Source organism: Lacrimispora sp. YZC11 (assembly GCF_057543815.1).
The window spans coordinates 169,200-190,265 of sequence record NZ_BAAJYQ010000003.1; the positions used below are offsets into that span (position 1 = coordinate 169,200).

Sequence of the window (21,066 nt, forward strand, 5' to 3'; positions counted from 1 at the left end):
ACGGGAATTATACCATATTTTACTAAAAAGTAAAACGTATTTTCTTTTTTTTTGTAACATTTTTACAATTAATCAAACTATAACTGACAGGCTGGCAAACACTCGTTCCACAAGCCTACTTATGAACTCTCACGGGCTCCAGCAGAATCAAATCCTGCGATTCTCATAAACTCTTCCCCTGTTATGGTTTCCCGTTCCAGAAGATATTCTGCGATTTCATGAAGCTTTGTTTCATTGTCCTTAAGAAGCTTTAAAGCCTTCTGGTGCTGTTCTTTTACAATTTTAATTACGGCGTCGTCGATCTGCTTGGCCGTTTCAGGAGAACAGGCAAGAGCGGTGTCTCCGCCCAGATACTGGTTGGTCACTGTCTCAAGGGCCACCATATCAAACTCATCACTCATGCCATAACGGGTCACCATAGCCCTGGCAATCCTGGTAGCCTGCTCAATGTCATTGGAAGCCCCGCTGGTGACCGTATCAAATACCAGCTCTTCTGCCGCCCTTCCTCCGGTAAAGGTGGCGATCTTGCTTAAGGCCGCATCCTTTGTCAAAAGATGGCGTTCTTCCTCATCCACCTGCATGGTATAGCCAAGAGCACCGGAAGTTCTTGGAATAATGGTGATCTTATGAACCGGAGCAGAATGGTTCTGTAAGGCAGCGACAAGTGCATGCCCCACCTCATGATAAGCGATGATCTTCCTTTCCTTTACATTGACAGAAGCATCCTTTTTCTGGTATCCGGCGATTACTACTTCCACGCTTTCCTCTAAATCTCTCTGGGTCACGGTCTTTCTGCCCATACGGACCGCCCTGAGGGCCGCCTCATTGATGATATTGGCAAGCTCTGCACCGCTGGATCCGGCTGTGGCAAGCCCTACTGCATGAAAATCCACATCATCGGATAGTTTTACATTTTTGCCGTGTACCTTTAATATGGCCTCCCGTCCATTGAGGTCAGGAAGCTCCACAGGGATCCTGCGGTCAAAACGGCCTGGCCTTAAAAGCGCCTTATCCAGGGAATCCGGACGGTTGGTAGCCGCCAATATGACGACACCTTTTTTTCCGTCAAATCCATCCATTTCAGCCAAAAGCTGGTTTAAGGTCTGCTCCCGCTCGTCATTTCCGGTAAAGCCGCCTCCGTCACGTTTCTTACCTATGGTATCAATTTCATCGATAAATACGATACAGGGAGCCTTATCACCCGCCTGCTTAAACAGGTCTCTGACCTTAGCCGCACCCATACCTACAAACATTTCCACAAATTCAGAACCGGATATGGAAAAAAACGGCACATGGGCTTCACCTGCCACAGCCCTGGCAAGGAGTGTCTTACCTGTTCCAGGAGGGCCTACCAGTAAGGCGCCCTTTGGAAGGGAAGCACCGATATCCGCATATTTCTGGGGATTATGAAGAAAATCCACGATCTCCTTTAAAGCCTCCTTTGCCTCTTCCTGACCGGCCACATCCCGGAAGGTCTTTCCGGTCTCAGATTCCGCATAGATTTTCGGATTGGATTTCCCAAAGGTCATAGCATTGCCGCCGCCCATCTTCTTTTGTAACTGGCCGGATAAAAAGTTCCCCAGGAACACAAAGATCAGAATGGGAATGATCCAGGTGAGCAAAAAGGAAAGTATTGGGGACATCTGCACGACAATGGCTTTTTCAAAAGAAACGTCATGGGCTATCAGCCTTTCAGTCAATGTATCATCCGGCCACAATCCGGTCTTATATACATCGTACACAGGCTTGCCTTCCCAATCCTTCTTTCCGGTATCGGATTTAAACTGGATCTCTGTTTCCGTCTTTGCAACCGCCTGAACCTTCCCCTGGTCCACCATCTCCAGAAACGTGCTGTAAGGAACCTCAGTCACAGTTTTGGACTGAATCCAGGGAACTGTCATTGCATTGAAGAAAATCATGACTAACAAAACAATTACATAATAAAAAATAAATGGTTTTTTCTGATTTTTTTGTGAATTACCATCATCTTTCAAACCCATAATACTCCTCCTTTTTCTTTTGTTACTCCTTTAGGACTGATTTTACAAATTCTTCTGCGTCCTTAAAGTCCTGTTCGTTGGGATGCAGCATCCCATCCTCATATGCGGATATCATAGCCCTGATCTGAGGAGTGTCGTGAATTGCCTGCATTTGCCTGTATTTTTCAAGAATCTGGGGAGCCATCTTCCCTCCGCATAAAAAACAGCCAAGATATTCATTATCATCCGGCAGAAAAACAGCCACCTGCTTTTCCACCTGTTTAAAATATTCTTTATTCCCGGAAAGCCCGCAGGTACCAAATAATGCCACCCGTTTGCCGTGGAGATCCGACAGAAAATCAAGTACCTCTGTTTTGCAGGTTCCACGGTTATTCCAGAATCCTACAAAATACGTATCCGCTTCCTCTCCATGCAGTTCTTCCAGGCTGACAATGTCCTTGGATTTTCCGGGAAGCGTCTTAAAAATTTTCATAGCTACCTTCTGGGTATTTCCGGTATTGCTAGTATATACAACTAAATAGTCCATACATTCAGCCTCCTATGACATTAAAATATACCAAATCTGGTTATTTATCAAGAGATTACGGAAAATGTTAATACAATTTATGTAACTTTTAGAATCTATATGGCAAATTACACAGCCATTCAGTTAAAATACAAAAAAGCTTTGGAACAGCTGTTACCCAGCCTTTCCAAAGCCTTATTTCGCCGTTCCTAAGAAAACCAAAGCCTTATTTCGCCGTTCCTAAGAAAAGATTCCTGCTGCCTCCTTTATAATGCCGCAGGTTTTTTCAATATCATCGTCCGTATGTGCCGCAGAAAGAAACAAAATTTCAAACTGGGATGGAGCTGTGTAAATGCCATGCTCCAAAAGATAATGAAAATATGTTCCATACTTCCCGGTGTCAGAAGCCAGAGCCGTATCATAATCCACCACCGGATTTTTTGTGAAAAATACACCAAAGAGAGAGCCTGCCTGATTCACCCAGGTGTCAGGAAGAGCTTCCCTAAGTGCCTTTACAAGCTTTCCCGCTTTTTCTTCCAGGGCCGGATAGATTCCAGGCTGTTCCATCAGGGTCCTGATGGTTGCGATTCCGGCTGCTGTTGCAATTGGATTGCCGGAAAGGGTTCCGGCCTGGTAAACCTTTCCCAAAGGAGAAACCACTTCCATGATCTCCTTTTTTCCTCCATACACTCCCATCGGCATTCCTCCGCCTGCGATCTTTCCCAGAGCCGTCATATCAGGGACAACGCCGTAATATCCCTGTGCTCCTCCAAGCCCCATGCGAAATCCGGTAATGACCTCATCAAAGATGAGAACCGCTCCGTGCCTTTTCGTGATCTCCCTTAAAAATTCCAGAAAGCCGGGCTTTGGCGGTACAAGGCCCATATTGGCTGCCACCGGTTCCACCACCAGCGCCCCGATGTCATCGGGGAATTCTGAAAACAGCTTTCTTACAGAATCCTCGTCATTAAACCTGGCAAGCAATGTGTGTTCAATATAGGAAGCCGGTACACCGGCACTGTCCGGTGCAGAACCAGTCAGGGCGCCGGAACCGGCCTTAACCAAAAGGCCGTCGGAATGTCCGTGATAGCAGCCTGTAAACTTGATGATCTTATCCCTTCCCGTATAGCCTCTTGCAGCACGGATCGCGCTCATGACCGCTTCTGTTCCGGAGCTTACCATCCGCATCATCTCCATGGAAGGCATACACTCCCTGATAAGCGTTCCCAGAACCAGTTCCTTTCTGGTAGGAGCGCCAAAGGATAAGCCATCAAGGCACGCTTCTCTCACTGCTTCCACCACCGGCCCGTATGCATGTCCAAGAATGCATGGTCCCCACGAATTCACGTAATCAATGTATTCATTTCCATCCTCATCGTATATATGGGAGCCTGACGCCCGTTTTACAAAGACCGGAACTCCTCCCACGGACCCAAACGCACGGACCGGACTGTTGACTCCGCCCGGGAAATACTCCCTTGATTTTTCAAATAATTCCTTGGATTCTTCTATTTTCATTTTGACTGACTCCTTTCCTCTTTCCAATCCCGTCAGATGGCTTCCGTCATCCTCCGGATGCTGTACCCCCCGGCAATGATATACATCTTCCGTTTACTGGTAAATATGATTATTTAATACCCAGGCGCATACGATAACAGAAGTCCGCTTCCATCGTCTCACCGGCGAACAAACACTGTATTGTCTCAGTGTATTCATCCAGGGCATTCTTAATCAGATGCGGCTTATGTTGGATGATACTCTGGAGTCCGCTTTGGCTTAATGCCATTCCGATAAATCTTTTGGCATCACAGAGCTCCCTGTTTGCAAAAACAATTTCTCTTTGATACCGAAAGTAACCGCTGTTTATGATATTGGACAGATGTTTATTTTTATCCCATCTTATAAAACTTTCTTTCAAATCCCCATGTTCTTCCTCCAGGCAGCTGACCTTATAAAATAGCTGCTTGTGGGCAGCCTCCGCTTCCCATTTGCAGACAGGCGGCCAGTCATAATCGACCGCAGCAAATACGCCGCCAGTCTTTAAAATGCGGTTTACTTCTGCCAGGGTTAATTCAGGATCCATCCAATGAAAAGACTGCGAACATATAACAGCATCGGCGCAATCACTGCTCAGACCTGTCTCATGGGCGAAAGCCTTTTTAAATGAAATGGTATGATCTGCTTTTTGATTGGCAGCCAGGAACATGTCATCGCTTGGTTCAATACCGATAACGGCGTTACAATGATTTTTCCATGCAATCGTTGATAAGCCCGAACCGCAGCCTAAATCAACTACAACATCTGCTTTTTTATTTAAATATTTCGTTATGATTTCAATCGGATATTCTGGCATTCCCGGCCTTACCTGATCATAGACATCCGCAAATCCTAAAAACCGATCCTTATTCTTCATTTCTGCATTCTTTATTGATGTATTCAAATAAATCACCTCCAATATATAAACAATTAGCATTTTAATACGTTATCAGTTCTTCCTCTTTTCCTCTTTCCAATCCCGGCAGATGGCTTCCGTAATTCCCTGGATGCTGTAAATCCCGGCAATGATATCCGCCTTCCTCCCCTGCTCCATAAGGGCTTTTGCTGTAATATCCCCGATGCAGACCACTTTGAGACCTGCCAGGGCTTCCTTTATTTCCTCATCTGCCTCCCGGAAAAAGGCTTCCACACCGGAAGCACTTGAAAAGGTCAGATAGTCCAAATGCTTTAAGGCTTCCGCCCTGTTTTCCGTCCCGGTGCCTGCCAGGGCCACTTCATACAGGACGATATCATCATAAGGAATACCGGTTTCATCTAGGATCTCATTGAGTACCTTTGAGCCGCTTAAGGATCTGGGGATCAAAAGCCTGTCGTCCCCGGAAACCATGCCTTTTAAGCCTGCCGCCAGATCTTGCACCTGATACTTCTCCGGTATGTAATCTGCCAAAAAGCCGTACCGCTGCAATTCATCGGCTGTTCCCTTTCCGACTGCGGCGATCTTCACATGACCCACCGACCGGAAATCATACCCCCATTCCAAAAGCCCATGAAAAAATTCCCTTACTCCATTGGCGCTGGTAAATACGATCCAGGTGTAGGACGGCAGCTTTCCATATGCTTCCTTCATTTTCCCACCCTTACGGTGGGATTCTATCGAAAGGCTCAGAATGCATTCCGAAGCTCCTCCAAGAGATTCCAGCTGCTTTCTCAGCCTGACCGTAAAGGAGTCTGTTCCTGTCACTCCAATCCGGCTTCCCTCCAGAGGCTGTTTTAATGTGGAAGAAAAATCAAGGGAAGCCACCTCTCCCACCACAATGATGGCAGGACTTTCGATTCCGTCCGCAAGCACTTTTTCCTCAATATCCGTTAAGGTTCCGCGGATCGTTCTCTCTCCCGGAAGAGTTCCGTTTTGAATGACCGCAGCAGGTGTCAGCCCTGGTTTACCCTGATTTAAAAGGCCCTTTACAATGAGGGATAAGTTTCCAAGACCCATAAGAAAAACCAATGTGCCGGAAAGTCTGGCAAATTCAGCAAAATCAGGTGGAAGCGTTCCTTCTTCTGAAAGAGTATGTCCGGTCATGACATGAAAGCTTCTGCTGACCGCCCGGTGGGTTACCGGGATCCCGGCACTTGCCAGGGCTGCGACCGCAGAGGTAACTCCCGAAACCACCTCATAAGGGATCCCTGCCTCAGAAAGAGCCATGATCTCTTCTCCTCCCCGGCCAAACACAAAGGGATCACCGCCCTTTAGCCGCACCACTGCAAGACCTTCCCCAGCCAGTTCCACCAGAAGTTTGTTAATTTCCTCCTGCTTCATGGAATGGCGCCCGGCGCGTTTTCCTACATGGATTTTCCGGCATTGGTCCGGTACCTCATCAAGGAGGCGCGGAGAAAGAAGGGAATCATAAACCACTGCGTCACAGATCCGCAGCCTGGACAACCCCTTTTCTGTAATAAGACCCGGATCTCCGGGACCTGCCCCTATCAGATAGACGACTCCTGTTTCCTTCATAGCATCCTCCTTTTTACGCAAGGCCCTGGGCAGCCAGCTGCGCCAGCTTCTCCAGTTCCCCGGTTTCTCCCCACAGATGGATCCGTTTCATTTCTTCCCCTCTCCTGCTGATCCCAAGAACCTCCATATCCCCGCCTTTCAGCCGGGAATACACACCAATCGGCTCATGGCAGCCGGCATCTAAGAGCCTTAAAATTTTCCGTTCCAAAGACAGGCACATCCTGGCTTCCTCATCCTCAAGAGGTCTTACCACTGCCTCAAGCCCGGAATCCAGCCGTCCTTCCACGGCAAGTATTCCCTGGCCTCCGGCCGGAATAAAGGTCTCACAATCAAAACAATGGTAATGATACCGGCTGTCCTCCCAAAGTCCCAGCCGCTTTAATCCGGCAGCGGCCAATAGAATGCCGTCATAAGAGCCTTCCATGAGCTTTGAAAGCCTGGTCTGTACATTTCCCCTTAAATTCTCACAGCGCACCAAAGCCTCCGGCCACATGGTCTTTCCGATTTCCTCAATCTGAATCTTTCTTCTTAAACTGGAGGTTCCGATTATGATTTCCCTTTTTCCGGAAAGATCACTGGAGGCAGGCGTCACCAGAACATCCCTGGGATCTTCCCTTTCCAAAACTGCAACAATTCCCAGACCCTCTTCCAGCTCCATGGGAAGATCCTTGGCACTGTGGACGGCAAAATCAATCTCTCCCCGCAAAAGGGCCTGCTCAAATTCCGTCACAAACACGCCTTTTCCTCCAAATTCCAGAAGCGGCTTATCCAGGATCCGGTCCCCTTCCGTCTGTTTCAGTACCAGTTCTGCCGACAGGCCGGAACCTGCCCTTTCAAGGGCCTCAGCCATTATGTTTGCCTGGGCTACGGCCAAAGCGCTTCTTCTCGTTCCAATGCGAATGGTCTTACTTCTCATGCTCTGCCAGCTTCCTTTCTATCAGTTCTTCTGCCTGTTCTCTGGTAAATTCTCCCTGGCGGATTCCCTCCTCTGTCATAGCTCTAAAAATTGACCTTCTGACAGAAAGGGAATCCACCTTTTCCCTGACCATATCCCTGTATAAACCAAGCTGCTGTGCCAGACTGCCAAGTCCTTTGGGAATGGCCTCTATAAGCTGCTTTTTTATATACCGGGCAAGGGCCGGAGAGCTTCCTCCCGTGGAAATCCCCACCGTAATATCCCCCTCCTTAATAAGAGCCGGGAAAATAAAGCTGCATTCCTCCTGCATATCCGCCACATTGACCGGAATTTTCCGCTCCCTGCACCAGATGGATATCCTCCTGTTTACCTCTTCATCCGAGGTTGCCGCTATTACAAAATCCATAGTTTCCAGGTCCGTATCTTCAAACTCCCGGCACCTCCATGTGATTTTTCCTCCGCTCTCCTTTATGAGCCGTTCCATCTCTGGAATCACCCGGGGAGCCACGATCACAATGTCCGGGCCATAATCCATAAGTGTCAGAGCTTTTCGGCAGGCAACCGTTCCTCCGCCTGCAATCAGACACCTTTTTCCCTCAATATCAACAAAAAACGGGAAATAAGCCACGGTCATCCCTCCTTAATCCAGCATTCCAGCCCATCCAGCGTTTTAAGCACCACCTTTAAGTCCTCACTGGAAACATGATCCCTGATCTCATAGAGAAGAGTATCCAGACGTTTTCCCGCAAATGCTTCCCTAAGCTCAGCCATTCTTTTGATATATGGATGGAACACCACCTCCTTGATGGCCCCATCCAGCTCCTCTTCCATGATCACGTTTGCCCGGTCCAGCTCCTTCAGCTTTATTTCCGTGTTGTTTTTTGAAAGCGTTTCAAAATAATCGATGTTATAAAGGGTCAGTCCTTCCAGTTCCCCAATTTCAGGGTCCATATCCACAGGTACAGCCACATCCATGAACAGACGTTTTTTTTCCGGCATTACCCGCTCTGACAGTTCTTCGCAGGTCACGGTATAATGAGGTCCCGAAGTGGCACTGATGACGATATCCATCTCATCCATGCACTGATAGCGGTCTCTGTAATCCACGATCCTCACCCGGTCTCCCTTCACCTCTAGGGTCAGATCGGACTTATGGCTTCTGACCGTTCCTGTAACTCGAATACCCGGTTTACTTAAAATATTCTTTGTTATAGTATTTCCCATTTTACCGGTCATGCCGATCACCATTACATTCTTTTCCCCGCCCTCTTTTTCAAAGCGGAACACCTCATTGGCTACAAGGGTTGCAACGGAAAGAGGGGTTCTGGATAAATTGGTATCCGTCTTGATCCGTTTGGCGCAGGCAAACGCCCTTTGGAACAGCACATTCATTTCATAATCCACTGCTCCCTGGTCCTTGGAAATCTGATAGGCATCCTTTGCCTGGCCTAAAATCTCATCTTCTCCCAGAACCATGGAGTCGAACCCGCAAGCCACTTTAAACAAATGCCCTATGGCACTTTCCCCACTGTAGATATTTAGATATTTCAGCAGTTCCTCCAGACGGATCCCTTTAAAATCAGCAGCCTCCCGCTGAAGCTCTCCGATTGCATGCTTTGTTCCTGAAACATAAATTTCACTGCGGTTACAGGTGCAAAGCACAACCACACCGGTCACCGCTTCCTTCCTCATCAGCCGTTCTATAAATTCTGTCTTCTCATTTTCATGGAAGGCGAATCGTTCCCGGATATTCACAGAAGCCTTTTTGTGGCTTACACTCATACAATACATCATTCTTCCAGCCTTCTTATCGTTAGAATCAGTTCATAAAAACTCTTACCTATTTTAACATACGATGGCAGAAAAGAGCAACCAGACATTAAAACGACCATAAGGTTATGCTAAAATGCCCCCTTCCAGGCAAACGGGTTTTATTATTTCACTCGTCTGCCGGAAGGGGGCATATAATCAAATGGCAAAACTACTTATTCAAATGGGAACCGGTACTGGCCAAGTCCCAGTTCATCCCTGATCTTAATAAGTTCTTTCTGCACCGCATCATTGATCGGCACACCGCTGTTTTTGCGCTCCTGCCATACCAGATACTCCTTCTCACCTGCCGTATAAATGTGGTCTTCCCCAGGAGCTTTGACAGAGCCGCGAAGATCCCGCAGAATATCGCCGCAGGTCTTTTTAAAGGAATCCAGGCCCATAAAGGCTTCCGTATCAATGGCAATGAAGAAGTGGCCTAAGTGGAAGGGAATCTTTTCTCCCTTTTCACCAATGCCGGTTAAGGCTCTTAAGAAATTTCCCTGCTGCAAAGCTGCGGAAAGAATTTCAACCACAGTGGCATAGCCATATCCCTTGTAGCCTGCCAGTTCTTCACCGATTCCGCCTAAGGGTGCAAGAGCTGCTTTTCCCGTATTTAAGTCAGAAAGAATCTGGTCTGAATCCGTCTGGGGCTGCCCGTCCCGTCCGATTACCATGCCGGAAGGAGTGGACTTGCCGATACGGGAATAATATTCGATTCTGCCTCTCTGGGTAATGGAAGTCGCACAGTCCAGTACAAAGGGGAATTCCTCATCCGTAGGCATACCAAAGGTAAGAGGATTCGTTCCCAGCATATTTTCCACGCCAAAGGTAGGAGCAATGGAAGGTCTTGCGTTGGTTCCTGTAATTCCGATACAGCCTGCTTGGGAAGCCATGGTCGCATAATAGCCTGCAATGCCGTAGTGGGTGGAATTGCGGGCAACTACCATGCCCATGCCATATTCTTTGGCTTTCTCAATGGCCATATTCATAGATCTTACACCGATTACCTGGCCCATGCCGTCATGGCCGTCCACTACTGCCGTAGTTTTTGTTTCCTTTACTACCTCAAAATTTGTTACCGGGTTCTGGATTCCCGCTTTGATTCGGTCCAGATAAATGGGCTTAAAGCGGTTTACCCCATGAGATTCAATTCCCCTCTTGTCAGACTCCAGCAACACATCCGCACAGATTTTCGCGTCTTCTTCCGGAATCCCATACCCCTTGAATGCATCCACTACAAAATCCGTAATTGTCTTCCAATCCACAATGTTTGTTTTGGTTCCCATAAATTACCTCCTGTATTTTTTTAATTTATTTAAAAACATTGGCTCCCATATGATGGAAACCTCCGCTTTTTCATTAAAAGGCTGCTGCGTATCATTCCAATTACTCTCTTGACTTTAAATAAGCATTTTTCCCCTCTTCATAGAGATTATTTCCTTCGCAGTCTATAATGACCACCAAAGGCATTTCTTCTACGTAAAGTTTACACAAAGCTTCTGCTCCCAAATCCTCATAAGCGATGGGTTCCAGCTTTTTGATGCATTTGGCAAGCAGCGCTCCTGCTCCCCCGATGGCGCCAAAGTAAACACCGTCATACTTCTTTATGGCTTCTACCACGTCCGGCTGCCTGGCTCCTTTTCCTATCATACCCCTGGCTCCTACGGACATCATAGTTGGAGCATAGGCGTCCATCCGGCCGCTGGTAGTAGGTCCTGCAGACCCGATTACCTGGCCTGGCTTTGCGGGAGTGGGTCCCACGTAGTAAATCGTGGCATCCATGGGATCAAAGGGCAGCTTTTCTCCTTTTGCCAGGGTCTCACACATACGCTTATGCCCGGCGTCCCTGGATGTGTAGATATCACCGGTCAGATAAACCGTATCTCCTGCGTGAAGGGTTTTAGACAATTCTCTTGTCAAAGGCAGTGTAATATGCTTTATCATTTTTATCTCCAATCCGCCGCTGACGCCTGCGGCACGAAAAAGTAAGGAAAAGCGGCGTGCGTCCTTCACCGTTTAAGTCTTTCAAAGACATTTAAACTACTTTCGTTTTATGGCGTGTCACATGACAGTTGATGTTGATGGCACAGGGCATGCCTGCGATATGGGTAGGCATGGTTTCAATGTTTACCCCGATGGCAGTGGTCTTTCCGCCAAAGCCCTGGGGGCCGATTCCCAGAAGATTGATCTTTTCCAGCATCTCCTTTTCCAGATCTGCATAGTAAGGATCCGGATGGGAGGAATCTAAATCTCTCATCAAAGCCTTTTTAGCCAAAAGAGCTGCCTTGTCAAAGCTGCCTCCTATCCCTACGCCCACGACCACAGGAGGACAGGGATTGGGACCTGCAGCGGATACGGTTTCCAGAATAAAATCCTTGATTCCCTGGATCCCTGCAGAAGGCTTGAACATGCGGAGTGCACTCATGTTCTCGCTTCCAAAGCCCTTGGGTCCCACCGTAATTTTCACCTGGTCTCCCGGAACGATTTCCGTATAGATCAGAGCCGGAGTATTATCACCCGTATTTCCCCGCCTTACCGGGTCTTTTACGACGGACTTTCTTAAAAATCCCTTTTCGTAGCCTCTGCGCACGCCTTCATTGATCGATTCGGTCAAGTCCCCGTCAATAAAATGGACATCCTGGCCGATCTCCAGAAAAACACAGGCCATGCCCGTATCCTGACAGATGGGAACATCTTCCCTTTCTGCGATTTCAAAGTTCTCGATAATCTTGTCAAGAACCCCGTTTGCAATGTCCCAGTCCTCACAGGCGCGGCAGGTTTTGATCGCCTTCTTCACATCTTCCGGTAAGTACTGATTTGCATCAATGCACAGCTTTTCTACTACATCGATCAACATTTTCACTGATATTTCTCTCATCTTTTCCTCCTTCTTGCCCATGCTTTTTGGGCAGAGCCTGCCCCAGGGTGAGCGCCCCTCTAAAGCGCGAATCCCGAGGGCATACAGATATCCCCGCAGGGGGCTTCCTCCTTATAGCTGTCCCGCTGTTCTGGCATACTTTGGCAAAAGCAGCGGGGAAATTTTATCCGTAACAATACCGGCTCTTTGGCACTCCTCTTCCATCTCTCTTATGTGTGTCAAAGTAAGCTTCCCTGTATGTACGTCTTTCACGCGCCTGGCCGCACATGTTCCGGCATTACGGCCAAAAACAATAATATCCAGAAGAGAATTCCCCATAAGCCGGTTCCTTCCGTGAATCCCTCCCACCGCTTCTCCTGCCACAAATAAGTTTTCTATGGTGCTCTGGCAATCCGCTCCGATCTCGATTCCGCCGTTTTGGTAGTGGAGGGTAGGATAGATCAATATAGGTGTTTTTCTCATATCGATTTCATATTTCAAATACATGCGCAGCATACCGGGAAGACGCCTTTCCAGGGTCCCTTTCCCATGAATCAAGTCGATCATGGGAGTATCCAGCCAGATCCCCTTCCCAAGAGGAGTGACAACCCCTTTCCCGTCTGCGCACTCTCTGATAATGGAGGCGGCGGACACATCCCTGGTCTCCAATGGGTGCATGAAAGCCTCACCCCCGGCATTGACTAACATGGCGCCTAAGGAACGGACCTTTTCCGTGACCAAAGCCCCATAAATCTGCTCCGGAAAAGCAACCCCCGTGGGATGGTACTGAAGGGTGTCCTGATAGAGAAGCTTTGCCCCTGCCCGGTAAGCTAAAACCAGGCCGTCGGCCGTGGCCCCGTAGTGGTTGGAGGTGGGAAATCCCTGATAGTGGAGCCGTCCGGCTCCTCCTGTTGCCAGGATAACGGTTTTTGCCCTGGCTGTCAGAAGTTCTCCTGTTTCCATGTTCAAAAGGACTGCTCCCGCCGCCTTTTTTTCCTCATCTAAAATGAGTTCAATGGCAGAGGTATAATCAGTCACGGAAATCGGGAGGTTTAATACTTCATCCCGGAGCACTCTCATGATTTCCGCACCCGTATAGTCTGCCGCAGCGTGCATGCGCTTTCTGGAAGTGCCGCCGCCGTGAGTGGTGATCATGTTTCCGTCTTTGTCCTTGTCAAACATCACGCCCAGTTCATTTAACCATTTAAGGGCCCCCGGAGCTTCCATAACAAGCTTTTTCAAAAGCTCGGGCCGGTTGTCGAAATGTCCCCCTCCCAGGGCGTCTAAGTAGTGGATCTGAGGAGAATCGTTCCCTTTGTCCGCAGCCTGGATCCCGCCTTCCGCCATCATGGTGTTAGCATCCCCCAGACGGAGCTTCGTGACGATCAATACCTCTGCCCCTGCCTTGGAAGCCTCAATGGCAGCTGCACAGCCCGCTCCCCCTCCTCCTATAATCAGAACGTCCGTATCGTAATCCGGAGATGATAAATCCACGACTGTGTCCCTGATCCGGCTCCTTGCCTGCAAAAGGACTCCCAGTTCTCTGGGCACTTTTTCTCCCTTATTGGGGCCTGCCTTCAGTATGACAAACTCTTCCTCTTTATAATCCGGGTGATAGGCTTTCAGCAGCTTTTCCTTTTCCTCGGCCGTCATTCTCCGGGGCTCTGTCTCCATCCGCTCTTTTCTGGTGGCCTCGACCTTTTTTACGGAATCCATCATCTTGGCTGTAAACATGTCTATTCCTCCTACTTTTCGATTTCCCTGGTATTATAAAGGTTTTTCAGTTCTTCCAGGGGTTTTGCCATGATCGCTTCCATCAACTCCGTAAAATCACCTGCCTCTACCTCTCTTACCCGGTTGGTTAAGTGCCTTGCCTCCGGAGCCAGATATTTTCCGGTGATCCGTCTGGCCAAAAGGCCTACCTGGGGATGGGAAATCCCGGCCGGGCACCTGGAAGAACAGATCCCGCACATCACACAGTCAAAGGACTCTTCGGCACATTTTTCCAATTCCCCTCTCTGGGCATATGCGATGTACTGCATGGTGTCCAGGCCCTGGGGACAGCTCTTGGTACAGGCCGCACACCCGATGCACTTGTAGATTTCCGGATACAGCTCCATCATGACCTGTTCATTGACCGGAACCTGGCTTATGTCATAAACCTCCTTTACCAGAGGAAAAAAGGGGAGGGTGGCTACATACATATTTTCCCGGACCTGGGTCTGGCAGGCCAGACAGGTCTTTAATTCCCTGTCTCCCTTGATGCGGTAGATCGTGGCACAGGCTCCGCAGAAGCCGCACCTGCAGCCGCAACCCCGCACAAGCTGGTATCCTGCGTATTCCATTGCTCCCATTATGGTTAAATTGGACGGAACCATGTATTTTTTACCGAACAGATAAACAGTAATCATGTCATTCATTGGTCAACCTCCTAATATTCAGAGGGCAGAACGCCCAATTCATCATAACGGAACACCGGTCCATCCTTGCAGACGTACTTAGAGCCTATGTTGCAGCGTCCGCATTTGCCCACTCCGCATTTCATCTTAAGTTCCATGGTCGTATAGATTTCAGTACTGGCAAATCCCATTTCTTCCAGTGCCTGAAGCACAAATTTTATCATAACAGGCGGACCGCAGACCAAAGCGGTTCTGTTGTTAGAAAATTTCAGCTCCCTGACATAATCAGGCACAAAGGCCACGTTCCCATCCCAGCCTTCTTCCGCCCGGTCAATGGTCAGATGTACGCAAAAGCCCTCCACGTTTGACCAGTCTTTCCTCATTTCTTCTAAATCCACCAGATCCTCTGACGAACGGGCTCCGTAAACAATGTCCACCAAGCCGTAATCCGCCCGGTTATCAATGACGTAATGAATCACAGACCGCAGGGGTGCGATTCCGATCCCCCCGGCGATAAAGAGCAGGTTCTTTCCTTTTAAATCCGAATCAACCGGAAAGAAATTGCCATATGGTCCACGCAGGGCAATTTCCTGCCCCTTTTCCATCTGGTGGAGCCAGTCGGTGAGACAGCCGCATTTTTTAATGGAAAACTCCATGTAATCCCTGTTGGTGGGTGAGGAAGTGATGGAAAACATGGCTTCCCCAACCCCTGGAATGGAAAGCATGGCACATTGTCCCGGCATATGCTCAAAGGGTTTTCTTCCCTCTGACCCGTTTACGCGGAAGGTTTTCACATCCGGTGTATCTCTTCTTACATCTGTAATCACACCGATTCCCGGAATCAATACATTGGTTCTGTTACTCATCGTTTCCTCCTTCGGCGTCTGACTCTCCAAGAGCTTTTATCACTCTGACAATATTTAAGGAAGACGGGCATTTGCGCAGACACCTTCCACAGCCCACACAGGAATATACTCCGCCGTTGTTTTCCGGAAAATATACCAGCTTATGCATGAATCTCTGACGGAACCGCTGCATTTGGCTGTTTCTGTTATTCCCATGGGACATCTCCGTAAAACCCGGATACATGCAGGAATCCCAGCAGCGGAACTTCCTGATTTCATGACCTGCGTCGTAGTCGCATATATCATAGCACTGGCAGGTAGGGCATAAAAATGTGCAGATCCCGCAGCCTAAGCAGGTGTCGGATAAGGATTCCCATTTTTCTGACTCAAACAAATTCATGGAGGAATCCCTATGCTCAAACCGTCCTAAACTCAAATCCTTAAGGGGCAGAGCTTCCAGCTTTTTCCTGATCTTTACTTTCTGCTCTTCTGCTTTTTTGCGGTCTCCCTCCTCAAACAAAGCTTCGACTAATTCCGTCAATGCATCTCCCTTTTCCGTCAGGCTTTTCCAGTAAAGTTCTCCGTCTGCGATCCAAAGGGACACATCCCCTCCCGGCCAGGCCGGGTCGATGCCGAAGGTTTGACAAAAACAGGTGTCTTCTGGATTTTCGCAGGCCAGAGTTACCACATACCCATTCCTTCTTTTGGACTCATAGCAGGAATCGCAGGGCGTGCTTAGAAACACCCGGTCCAGGATCTCAAAGCTTCTCCGGTCGCAGGCTCTTACACCAAAATAAACAGCGCTGTTTTCCTCCGCCTCTTCGGGAATAATGGAAAGACTTCCCTCTTCTCTCCGGGCGCGATATAAAGTTTCCGACTGGGGAAAGAAAAAGGACTTGGGTGCATGATCTGTTAAAAGAGTATCAAGACATACGGTATCTCCCTTTTTCCACGGAAAAAACGAGACACTCCCCGCCTTTTCCATGGGAGCAAATACTTTGTGCTCCTTTGAAAGTTCCAAAAAAAGCTCATCAAGACGTTTCAATGGCATTTTTAACATTAAGACACACCCCCTTTCCCATTTACGGCCGAAACTTCCGGATCAGACTCCTTAAAATCCGTTAACGGAGACCTGGCTTCAGGATTTTCTCCTGCCTGATAAGTTCCGTACCGTTCATTAATCTCCTCAATCATTTTCCGGTTAAGCAAATAAAGGGGAATGTTCTGGGGACAGACCCGGCTGCACTCCCCGCAGTCCGTACACCTTCCTGCCACGTGAAAGGCTCTTATCATATGAAACAGATTTTCTTCAAAAGCATCGGAATTGGCCTTTGCCTCTATTCCGGAATCCTGGTTGTCAAACACGCATTTGATGCAGCTGCAGGCAGGACATATGTTGCGGCAGGCATTGCAGCGGATACATTTGGAAAGCTGTCCGCGCCAAAAAGCAAAACGTTCTTCTGCAGTCATCTGGTTTAATTTCTCTTCTTCTCCGGAGGGGACCGGAGCCGGAACGGATAAGTCCGATTCTATGATCTGGTCAAAAGCTTTGAAATCATTGCCCTTACAGGAAAGGCATTTGAAGAGAAGGCTCTTTTCATCCCTCATTCCGCCGCAGGGAACGCCCAGAATGTAAACCTTTTCCCGGTTTACCCGCTTCTCCGATAAAAGCTGGTTAAATCCGTATGTATCGCAGGGCTTTAAAAGGACCAGTACCTTTCCTTCTTTTTCCATTTCTTTTATCAGGAATTTGCTTAAGTTTCCCCCGCAGTGCTCATTGTAGACCAGACGGGAAATACGTTCCCGGCTCCGGAACAGGGCAGGTGCCGCGTCATAGTCAAAGAGTCCTTTTTCCCATGCCAGAATCCGGTTTATCTCTCCATCATCCCAGAGCTTTTTACACGTTTCTTTTATGGTCTCTTCTATGGCATGCATCGTAAATCCCTCAGCTTTCTGTTTGGTCCCAGTTCTTTTATCGTCTGGGTGAAGGCATTCATGGTCGCAGAGAACTTGGCACCCTCTGCTGCGGAAATCCATTCCACCCTGGTTCTTTCCCTTTCGATTCCCAGGTAGTCCAACATGTCAAACAAAAGGGCCATCCTTCTTCTGGTATAGTAATTGCCTGTAGAATAATGGCAGTCACCCGGATGGCAGCCGGCTAAGATCACACCATCTGCCCCCTTTTCAAAGGCCCTTAACAGGAATAAGGGATTCACCCTGCAGGAACAGGGAACCCGGATAATCTTTACTTCTGCCGGATAGGAAGATCGGCTGGAACCCGCCAGATCGGCCCCTGCATAGCTGCACCAGTTGCAGCAAAATGCCAGGATGAGTGGCCGGAACTCCTTGTTGCTGTTATCTTCTATCTGCATATCGCATCTACCTCCGCCATAATCTGTTTTGCGGTAAATCCTTTTAGGTCCATGGCTCCGGATGGACAGGCCACCGTACAGGCTCCGCAGCCCTGGCACACCGCCTCGTTTACCATAGCTAACCTCCGCATTTGCCTGACTCCATGATCCCGGACTTCTCTCACTTCGTAGTCAATCGCTCCGTAAGGACAGACTTTGGAACAGCCCGAACAACCGCTGCACAAACGTTCCTCTGCCTTGGCTACTTGAGGGTTATTCAGAAGCTTCTTCCTGCTCAAAAGTCCGATGACCTTTGCTGCGGCTGCTCCTGCCTGGGCCACTGTCTCTGGGATGTCCTTGGGACCCTGGCAGGTTCCTGATAAGAATATTCCTGCAGTGGGACTTTCCACGGGCCTCAGTTTTGGATGGGCCTCTGTAAAAAAGTCGTTGGTGTCCATGCTGGCCGTAAGCATCGTGGCCAGAGCCCTGGCTGATTTATCCGGCTCTATAGCCGTTGCCAACACCACCATATCCGTATGTAGCAGAAGCTGTTCTCCAGTCAGTAAGTCGGATGCCTGTACCAGCAGCTTACCGTCCTTTTGCTCCATCACCTTTCCCACCATTCCCTTCCGGTAATCAACGCCGTAATCTTCCACTGCCCTGCGGTAAAATTCGTCGAAATTCTTTCCCGGTGTGCGTACGTCAATGTAAAATACATGAACATTGATGTCCGGATATTTGTCACGGATCATCATGGCGTGTTTGGCCGTGTACATGCAGCAGATCTTGGAGCAGTAACTCTTTTCCCTGCAGGATTCCCCCCGGGAGCCGACGCACTGGATGAATACCATATCTTCCGGGTGCTTGCGGCTGGAAGGCTTTACCAGCTCTCCCTTTGTGGGGCCGGCGGCATTCATCAGCCGTTCCAGTTCTAAAGAAGTGATGACGTCGGGACTTTTGGAATACTGGAATTCGTCAAACCGTTCCAGAGATATGGGCTGAAACCCTGTGGCAGCCACAATGGCTCCGTATTTCCTGGTGATCATCTCATCCTGCTGGTCAAAGTCAATGGCTCCCACGCCGCAGGTCTTTTGGCATAAGCCGCATTTACCGGTCTTAAAATGAATGCAGGCTTCCCTGTCAATGGACGGTATGTTGGGGATTGCCTGGGCAAAGGGGATATAAATAGCAGTCCGGTTGTCTAACCTTTCGTTAAATTCGTTTCCCGTTTTTTTAGAAGGACATTTCTCCGTACACGCTCCGCAGCCCGTACACTTCTCTTCCAGTATGCTTCTGGCTTTTTTCCGGATGTCTACGGTAAAATTACCCACAAAGCCTTTTACCTTCTCCACTTCACTGTAGGTAAACAAACGGATCTTCTCGTGGGCTGCTGCATCCACCATCTTAGGCGTGAGGATACAGGCCGCACAGTCCAAAGTGGGAAAAGTCTTATCAAGCTGAGCCATTTTTCCGCCTATGGTAGGTGATTTCTCTACAATGTCAACGTCATAGCCTGCATCCGCAATATCAAGGGCAGTCTGGATTCCCGCAATTCCTCCTCCGATCACCAGAGCCCGCTTTGTCACCGGGGTTTCCCCCGCTGTCAGTGGTTCGTTGAAGTGGACCTTGGCGATTGCCGCCTTTGCTAAAAGAATTGCTTTTTTCGTTCCTTCTTCTTTATTTTTATGGATCCAGGAGCATTGCTCCCTGATATTGGCGATCTCCACCATGTAAGGATTCAGACCCGCAGCCTGTGCAGCTTTGCGGAACGTGGCCTCATGCATGCGCGGAGAGCAGGAGCACACTACGATTCCGGTCAGCCCCTTTTCCTTTATGGCGTTTTGGATCATAAGCTGGCCGGCTTCCGAACACATGTAGGAATAATCAGATGCAAAAACAACGCCTGGTTCTTCCTTTGCAGCTCCTACGACCTCACTTACATCCACAGTAGCCGCAATGTTGCTTCCGCACCAACAGACAAAAACTCCTATTTTCTGCAAATTCTTCCCTTCCTTTCTTTTGTCACCTGCTGTACTTTCTGAATGCCGCCATAAGGGCCTGCTGGGGAAGCGAAGGATCCAGCCGTTTTGCCACATCCTGGGGTTTCAGCCGGTTGCCTTCCAACGCCCTAAGCTTTAAAACCTGGACGGCTTCTATGAGTTTCTGGGGCTTTACCCCTCTGGGGCACCGCTCCTCACAGACCAGACAGGACATACAGTAATACTGGGATTCCGATTCCAAAAGAGGAGCTATTTGATCGTTTTGAACCATTTCCACAAATTGATGAGGGTGATATTCCATCTTTTCAAATGCAGGGCAGGAAGCGGTACATTTTCCGCATTTCATGCATTTTAAGGGATTCACACCGCTGATCCTTAAAATTTCTTCCCTCACGTTCCTTCCTCCTGTTCTTTCACTCCCAAAGCCTCCGCAAAAAGTTCCGTAAAATAGTAGACCGGAATGTCCTTTTTCAGACCGCCATTTTCCAGATTGTATTTACACAGCGGACAGGCCGTAATCATGCCTTCAGCGCCCCGGTCCATAGCAGCTTCCATAATAGAGGAACTTTTTTCAGAAGCAAATCCCTCATCTTCCACGGTCACATACCCGCCGCAGCACTCATTTTTTAAAGCGTAATGAACCGGCTGGGCACCGATTGCAAGGAGAAATTCTTCCATAATCGTTGGATTTTCCGGATCGTCAAAATTCATTACCTCAAAAGGCCTTAAGAGCAGGCAGCCATAATAAGGAGCTATCTTCATTCCATTAAGAGGTTGTTTTACTTTTTCCCTGATCCGGTCAAAGCCTATCCGGTCGCGAAGCAGTTCTAAGTAGTGGATCACCTTTGTCTCACCTTCATAACCATTATCAGGTTCCAGATAGGCGTTGATCTTCCTCCTCATCTCTCCGGAGGTCTTTACATCCTCATTGACCCTTTTTATCACGTGATGACATGCAGAGCATACAGTCACCAGATCCTGCTTTTTATCCCCGGCTTCCCTTAATGCGCGCACAGGAGAAAGGCGCGTAGCCAGTTCGTCTGCCATCCCAGGGTAGACGCCTCCGCAGCATTGCCAGTCTTTTATCTCTTCCAGCTCAATCTCAAATATTTGGGCACAATCCCTTGCATAGCGGTCCAGTTTCTTCGCTTTTGCCTTCAATGTGCAGCCCGGATAATAGCTGTAAACCATGGTATAAAACCTCCCAATCTCTTACATTGATAATAATTTATCATAGATCAGAAGTGAGCGGAATCATTGGCAAGTATTGAATACATTTTGTAAGTAAAATAAGTGGATCTGTATTTCTTACTTACATAATCCATTCTTTACTTACCTATTCTTCTTTTTTCGCCAGGGTTTTCCTATAATG

The 21,066-nt window shown here is 48.5% G+C and carries 20 protein-coding genes; all 20 read right to left on the reverse strand.

Annotation, left to right across the window (positions count from 1 at the left end):
- Positions 1 to 119: 119 nt before the first annotated feature.
- Positions 120 to 2,000, reverse strand: coding sequence for an ATP-dependent zinc metalloprotease FtsH (gene ftsH, locus AC27IJ_RS02665; protein WP_312447798.1), 1,881 nt, complete (start codon positions 1,998 to 2,000; stop codon positions 120 to 122).
- A gap of 22 nt (positions 2,001 to 2,022) precedes the next feature.
- On the reverse strand, positions 2,023 to 2,526 hold the full coding sequence (gene bilS, locus AC27IJ_RS02670; RefSeq protein WP_312447796.1) for a flavodoxin family protein BilS: 504 nt from the start codon (positions 2,524 to 2,526) through the stop codon (positions 2,023 to 2,025).
- A gap of 219 nt (positions 2,527 to 2,745) precedes the next feature.
- Positions 2,746 to 4,023 carry a glutamate-1-semialdehyde 2,1-aminomutase gene (gene hemL / locus AC27IJ_RS02675; RefSeq protein ID WP_312447795.1) on the reverse strand — a complete coding sequence of 426 codons (1,278 nt, stop codon included), beginning with the start codon at positions 4,021 to 4,023 and terminating at the stop codon, positions 2,746 to 2,748.
- 109 nt (positions 4,024 to 4,132) lie between these two features.
- Positions 4,133 to 4,978 carry a class I SAM-dependent methyltransferase gene (locus tag AC27IJ_RS02680; RefSeq protein ID WP_487147339.1) on the reverse strand — a complete coding sequence of 282 codons (846 nt, stop codon included), beginning with the start codon at positions 4,976 to 4,978 and terminating at the stop codon, positions 4,133 to 4,135.
- A 12-nt stretch (positions 4,979 to 4,990) separates the two neighbouring features.
- Positions 4,991 to 6,514 carry a uroporphyrinogen-III C-methyltransferase gene (cobA, locus tag AC27IJ_RS02685; protein ID WP_487147340.1) on the reverse strand — a complete coding sequence of 508 codons (1,524 nt, stop codon included), beginning with the start codon at positions 6,512 to 6,514 and terminating at the stop codon, positions 4,991 to 4,993.
- A 13-nt stretch (positions 6,515 to 6,527) separates the two neighbouring features.
- Positions 6,528 to 7,430 carry a hydroxymethylbilane synthase gene (gene hemC, locus AC27IJ_RS02690; RefSeq protein WP_313154130.1) on the reverse strand — a complete coding sequence of 301 codons (903 nt, stop codon included), beginning with the start codon at positions 7,428 to 7,430 and terminating at the stop codon, positions 6,528 to 6,530.
- Positions 7,420 to 8,064: a precorrin-2 dehydrogenase/sirohydrochlorin ferrochelatase family protein gene (locus tag AC27IJ_RS02695; RefSeq protein WP_312447788.1), complete on the reverse strand. Its 645-nt coding sequence runs from the start codon at positions 8,062 to 8,064 to the stop codon at positions 7,420 to 7,422. Before AC27IJ_RS02695 ends, hemC begins: the two co-directional genes overlap by 11 nt.
- A complete protein-coding gene (hemA, locus tag AC27IJ_RS02700) occupies positions 8,061 to 9,224 on the reverse strand; it encodes a glutamyl-tRNA reductase (protein ID WP_313154132.1) in 1,164 nt (387 codons plus the stop codon). Before hemA ends, AC27IJ_RS02695 begins: the two co-directional genes overlap by 4 nt.
- Positions 9,225 to 9,415: 191 nt before the next feature.
- The gene (locus tag AC27IJ_RS02705) at positions 9,416 to 10,528 is read right to left on the reverse strand and encodes an Ldh family oxidoreductase (protein WP_312447784.1); all 1,113 of its coding nucleotides are present in this window, start codon (positions 10,526 to 10,528) and stop codon (positions 9,416 to 9,418) included.
- A gap of 100 nt (positions 10,529 to 10,628) precedes the next feature.
- Positions 10,629 to 11,186, reverse strand: coding sequence for a Fe-S-containing hydro-lyase (locus AC27IJ_RS02710; RefSeq protein ID WP_312447782.1), 558 nt, complete (start codon positions 11,184 to 11,186; stop codon positions 10,629 to 10,631).
- A gap of 91 nt (positions 11,187 to 11,277) precedes the next feature.
- Positions 11,278 to 12,120 (reverse strand): fumarate hydratase, encoded by an 843-nt coding sequence (locus AC27IJ_RS02715; protein ID WP_487147341.1) that lies wholly within the window; start codon positions 12,118 to 12,120, stop codon positions 11,278 to 11,280.
- A 111-nt stretch (positions 12,121 to 12,231) separates the two neighbouring features.
- Complete coding sequence (locus tag AC27IJ_RS02720; RefSeq protein WP_442913806.1) at positions 12,232 to 13,773, reverse strand: FAD-dependent oxidoreductase; 1,542 nt, start codon at positions 13,771 to 13,773, stop codon at positions 12,232 to 12,234.
- Positions 13,774 to 13,844: 71 nt separating this feature from the next.
- Positions 13,845 to 14,519, reverse strand: coding sequence for a 4Fe-4S dicluster domain-containing protein (locus AC27IJ_RS02725; protein WP_312447778.1), 675 nt, complete (start codon positions 14,517 to 14,519; stop codon positions 13,845 to 13,847).
- An 11-nt stretch (positions 14,520 to 14,530) separates the two neighbouring features.
- Positions 14,531 to 15,364, reverse strand: coding sequence for an FAD/NAD(P)-binding protein (locus AC27IJ_RS02730; protein WP_312503282.1), 834 nt, complete (start codon positions 15,362 to 15,364; stop codon positions 14,531 to 14,533).
- Positions 15,357 to 16,403 carry a 4Fe-4S dicluster domain-containing protein gene (locus tag AC27IJ_RS02735; RefSeq protein WP_312503283.1) on the reverse strand — a complete coding sequence of 349 codons (1,047 nt, stop codon included), beginning with the start codon at positions 16,401 to 16,403 and terminating at the stop codon, positions 15,357 to 15,359. Before AC27IJ_RS02735 ends, AC27IJ_RS02730 begins: the two co-directional genes overlap by 8 nt.
- Complete coding sequence (locus AC27IJ_RS02740; protein ID WP_312447774.1) at positions 16,403 to 17,278, reverse strand: 4Fe-4S dicluster domain-containing protein; 876 nt, start codon at positions 17,276 to 17,278, stop codon at positions 16,403 to 16,405. The genes AC27IJ_RS02735 and AC27IJ_RS02740 overlap by 1 nt, the downstream gene beginning before the upstream one ends.
- Positions 17,266 to 17,715, reverse strand: coding sequence for a hydrogenase iron-sulfur subunit (locus tag AC27IJ_RS02745; protein WP_025234494.1), 450 nt, complete (start codon positions 17,713 to 17,715; stop codon positions 17,266 to 17,268). Before AC27IJ_RS02745 ends, AC27IJ_RS02740 begins: the two co-directional genes overlap by 13 nt.
- The gene (locus tag AC27IJ_RS02750; RefSeq protein ID WP_312447770.1) at positions 17,706 to 19,694 is read right to left on the reverse strand and encodes a CoB--CoM heterodisulfide reductase iron-sulfur subunit A family protein; all 1,989 of its coding nucleotides are present in this window, start codon (positions 19,692 to 19,694) and stop codon (positions 17,706 to 17,708) included. Before AC27IJ_RS02750 ends, AC27IJ_RS02745 begins: the two co-directional genes overlap by 10 nt.
- A gap of 22 nt (positions 19,695 to 19,716) precedes the next feature.
- Positions 19,717 to 20,088, reverse strand: a complete 372-nt coding sequence (locus AC27IJ_RS02755; protein WP_312503288.1) for a 4Fe-4S dicluster domain-containing protein — start codon at positions 20,086 to 20,088, stop codon at positions 19,717 to 19,719.
- Positions 20,085 to 20,885 (reverse strand): CoB--CoM heterodisulfide reductase iron-sulfur subunit B family protein, encoded by an 801-nt coding sequence (locus tag AC27IJ_RS02760; RefSeq protein WP_487147342.1) that lies wholly within the window; start codon positions 20,883 to 20,885, stop codon positions 20,085 to 20,087. Before AC27IJ_RS02760 ends, AC27IJ_RS02755 begins: the two co-directional genes overlap by 4 nt.
- Positions 20,886 to 21,066 lie beyond the last annotated feature (181 nt).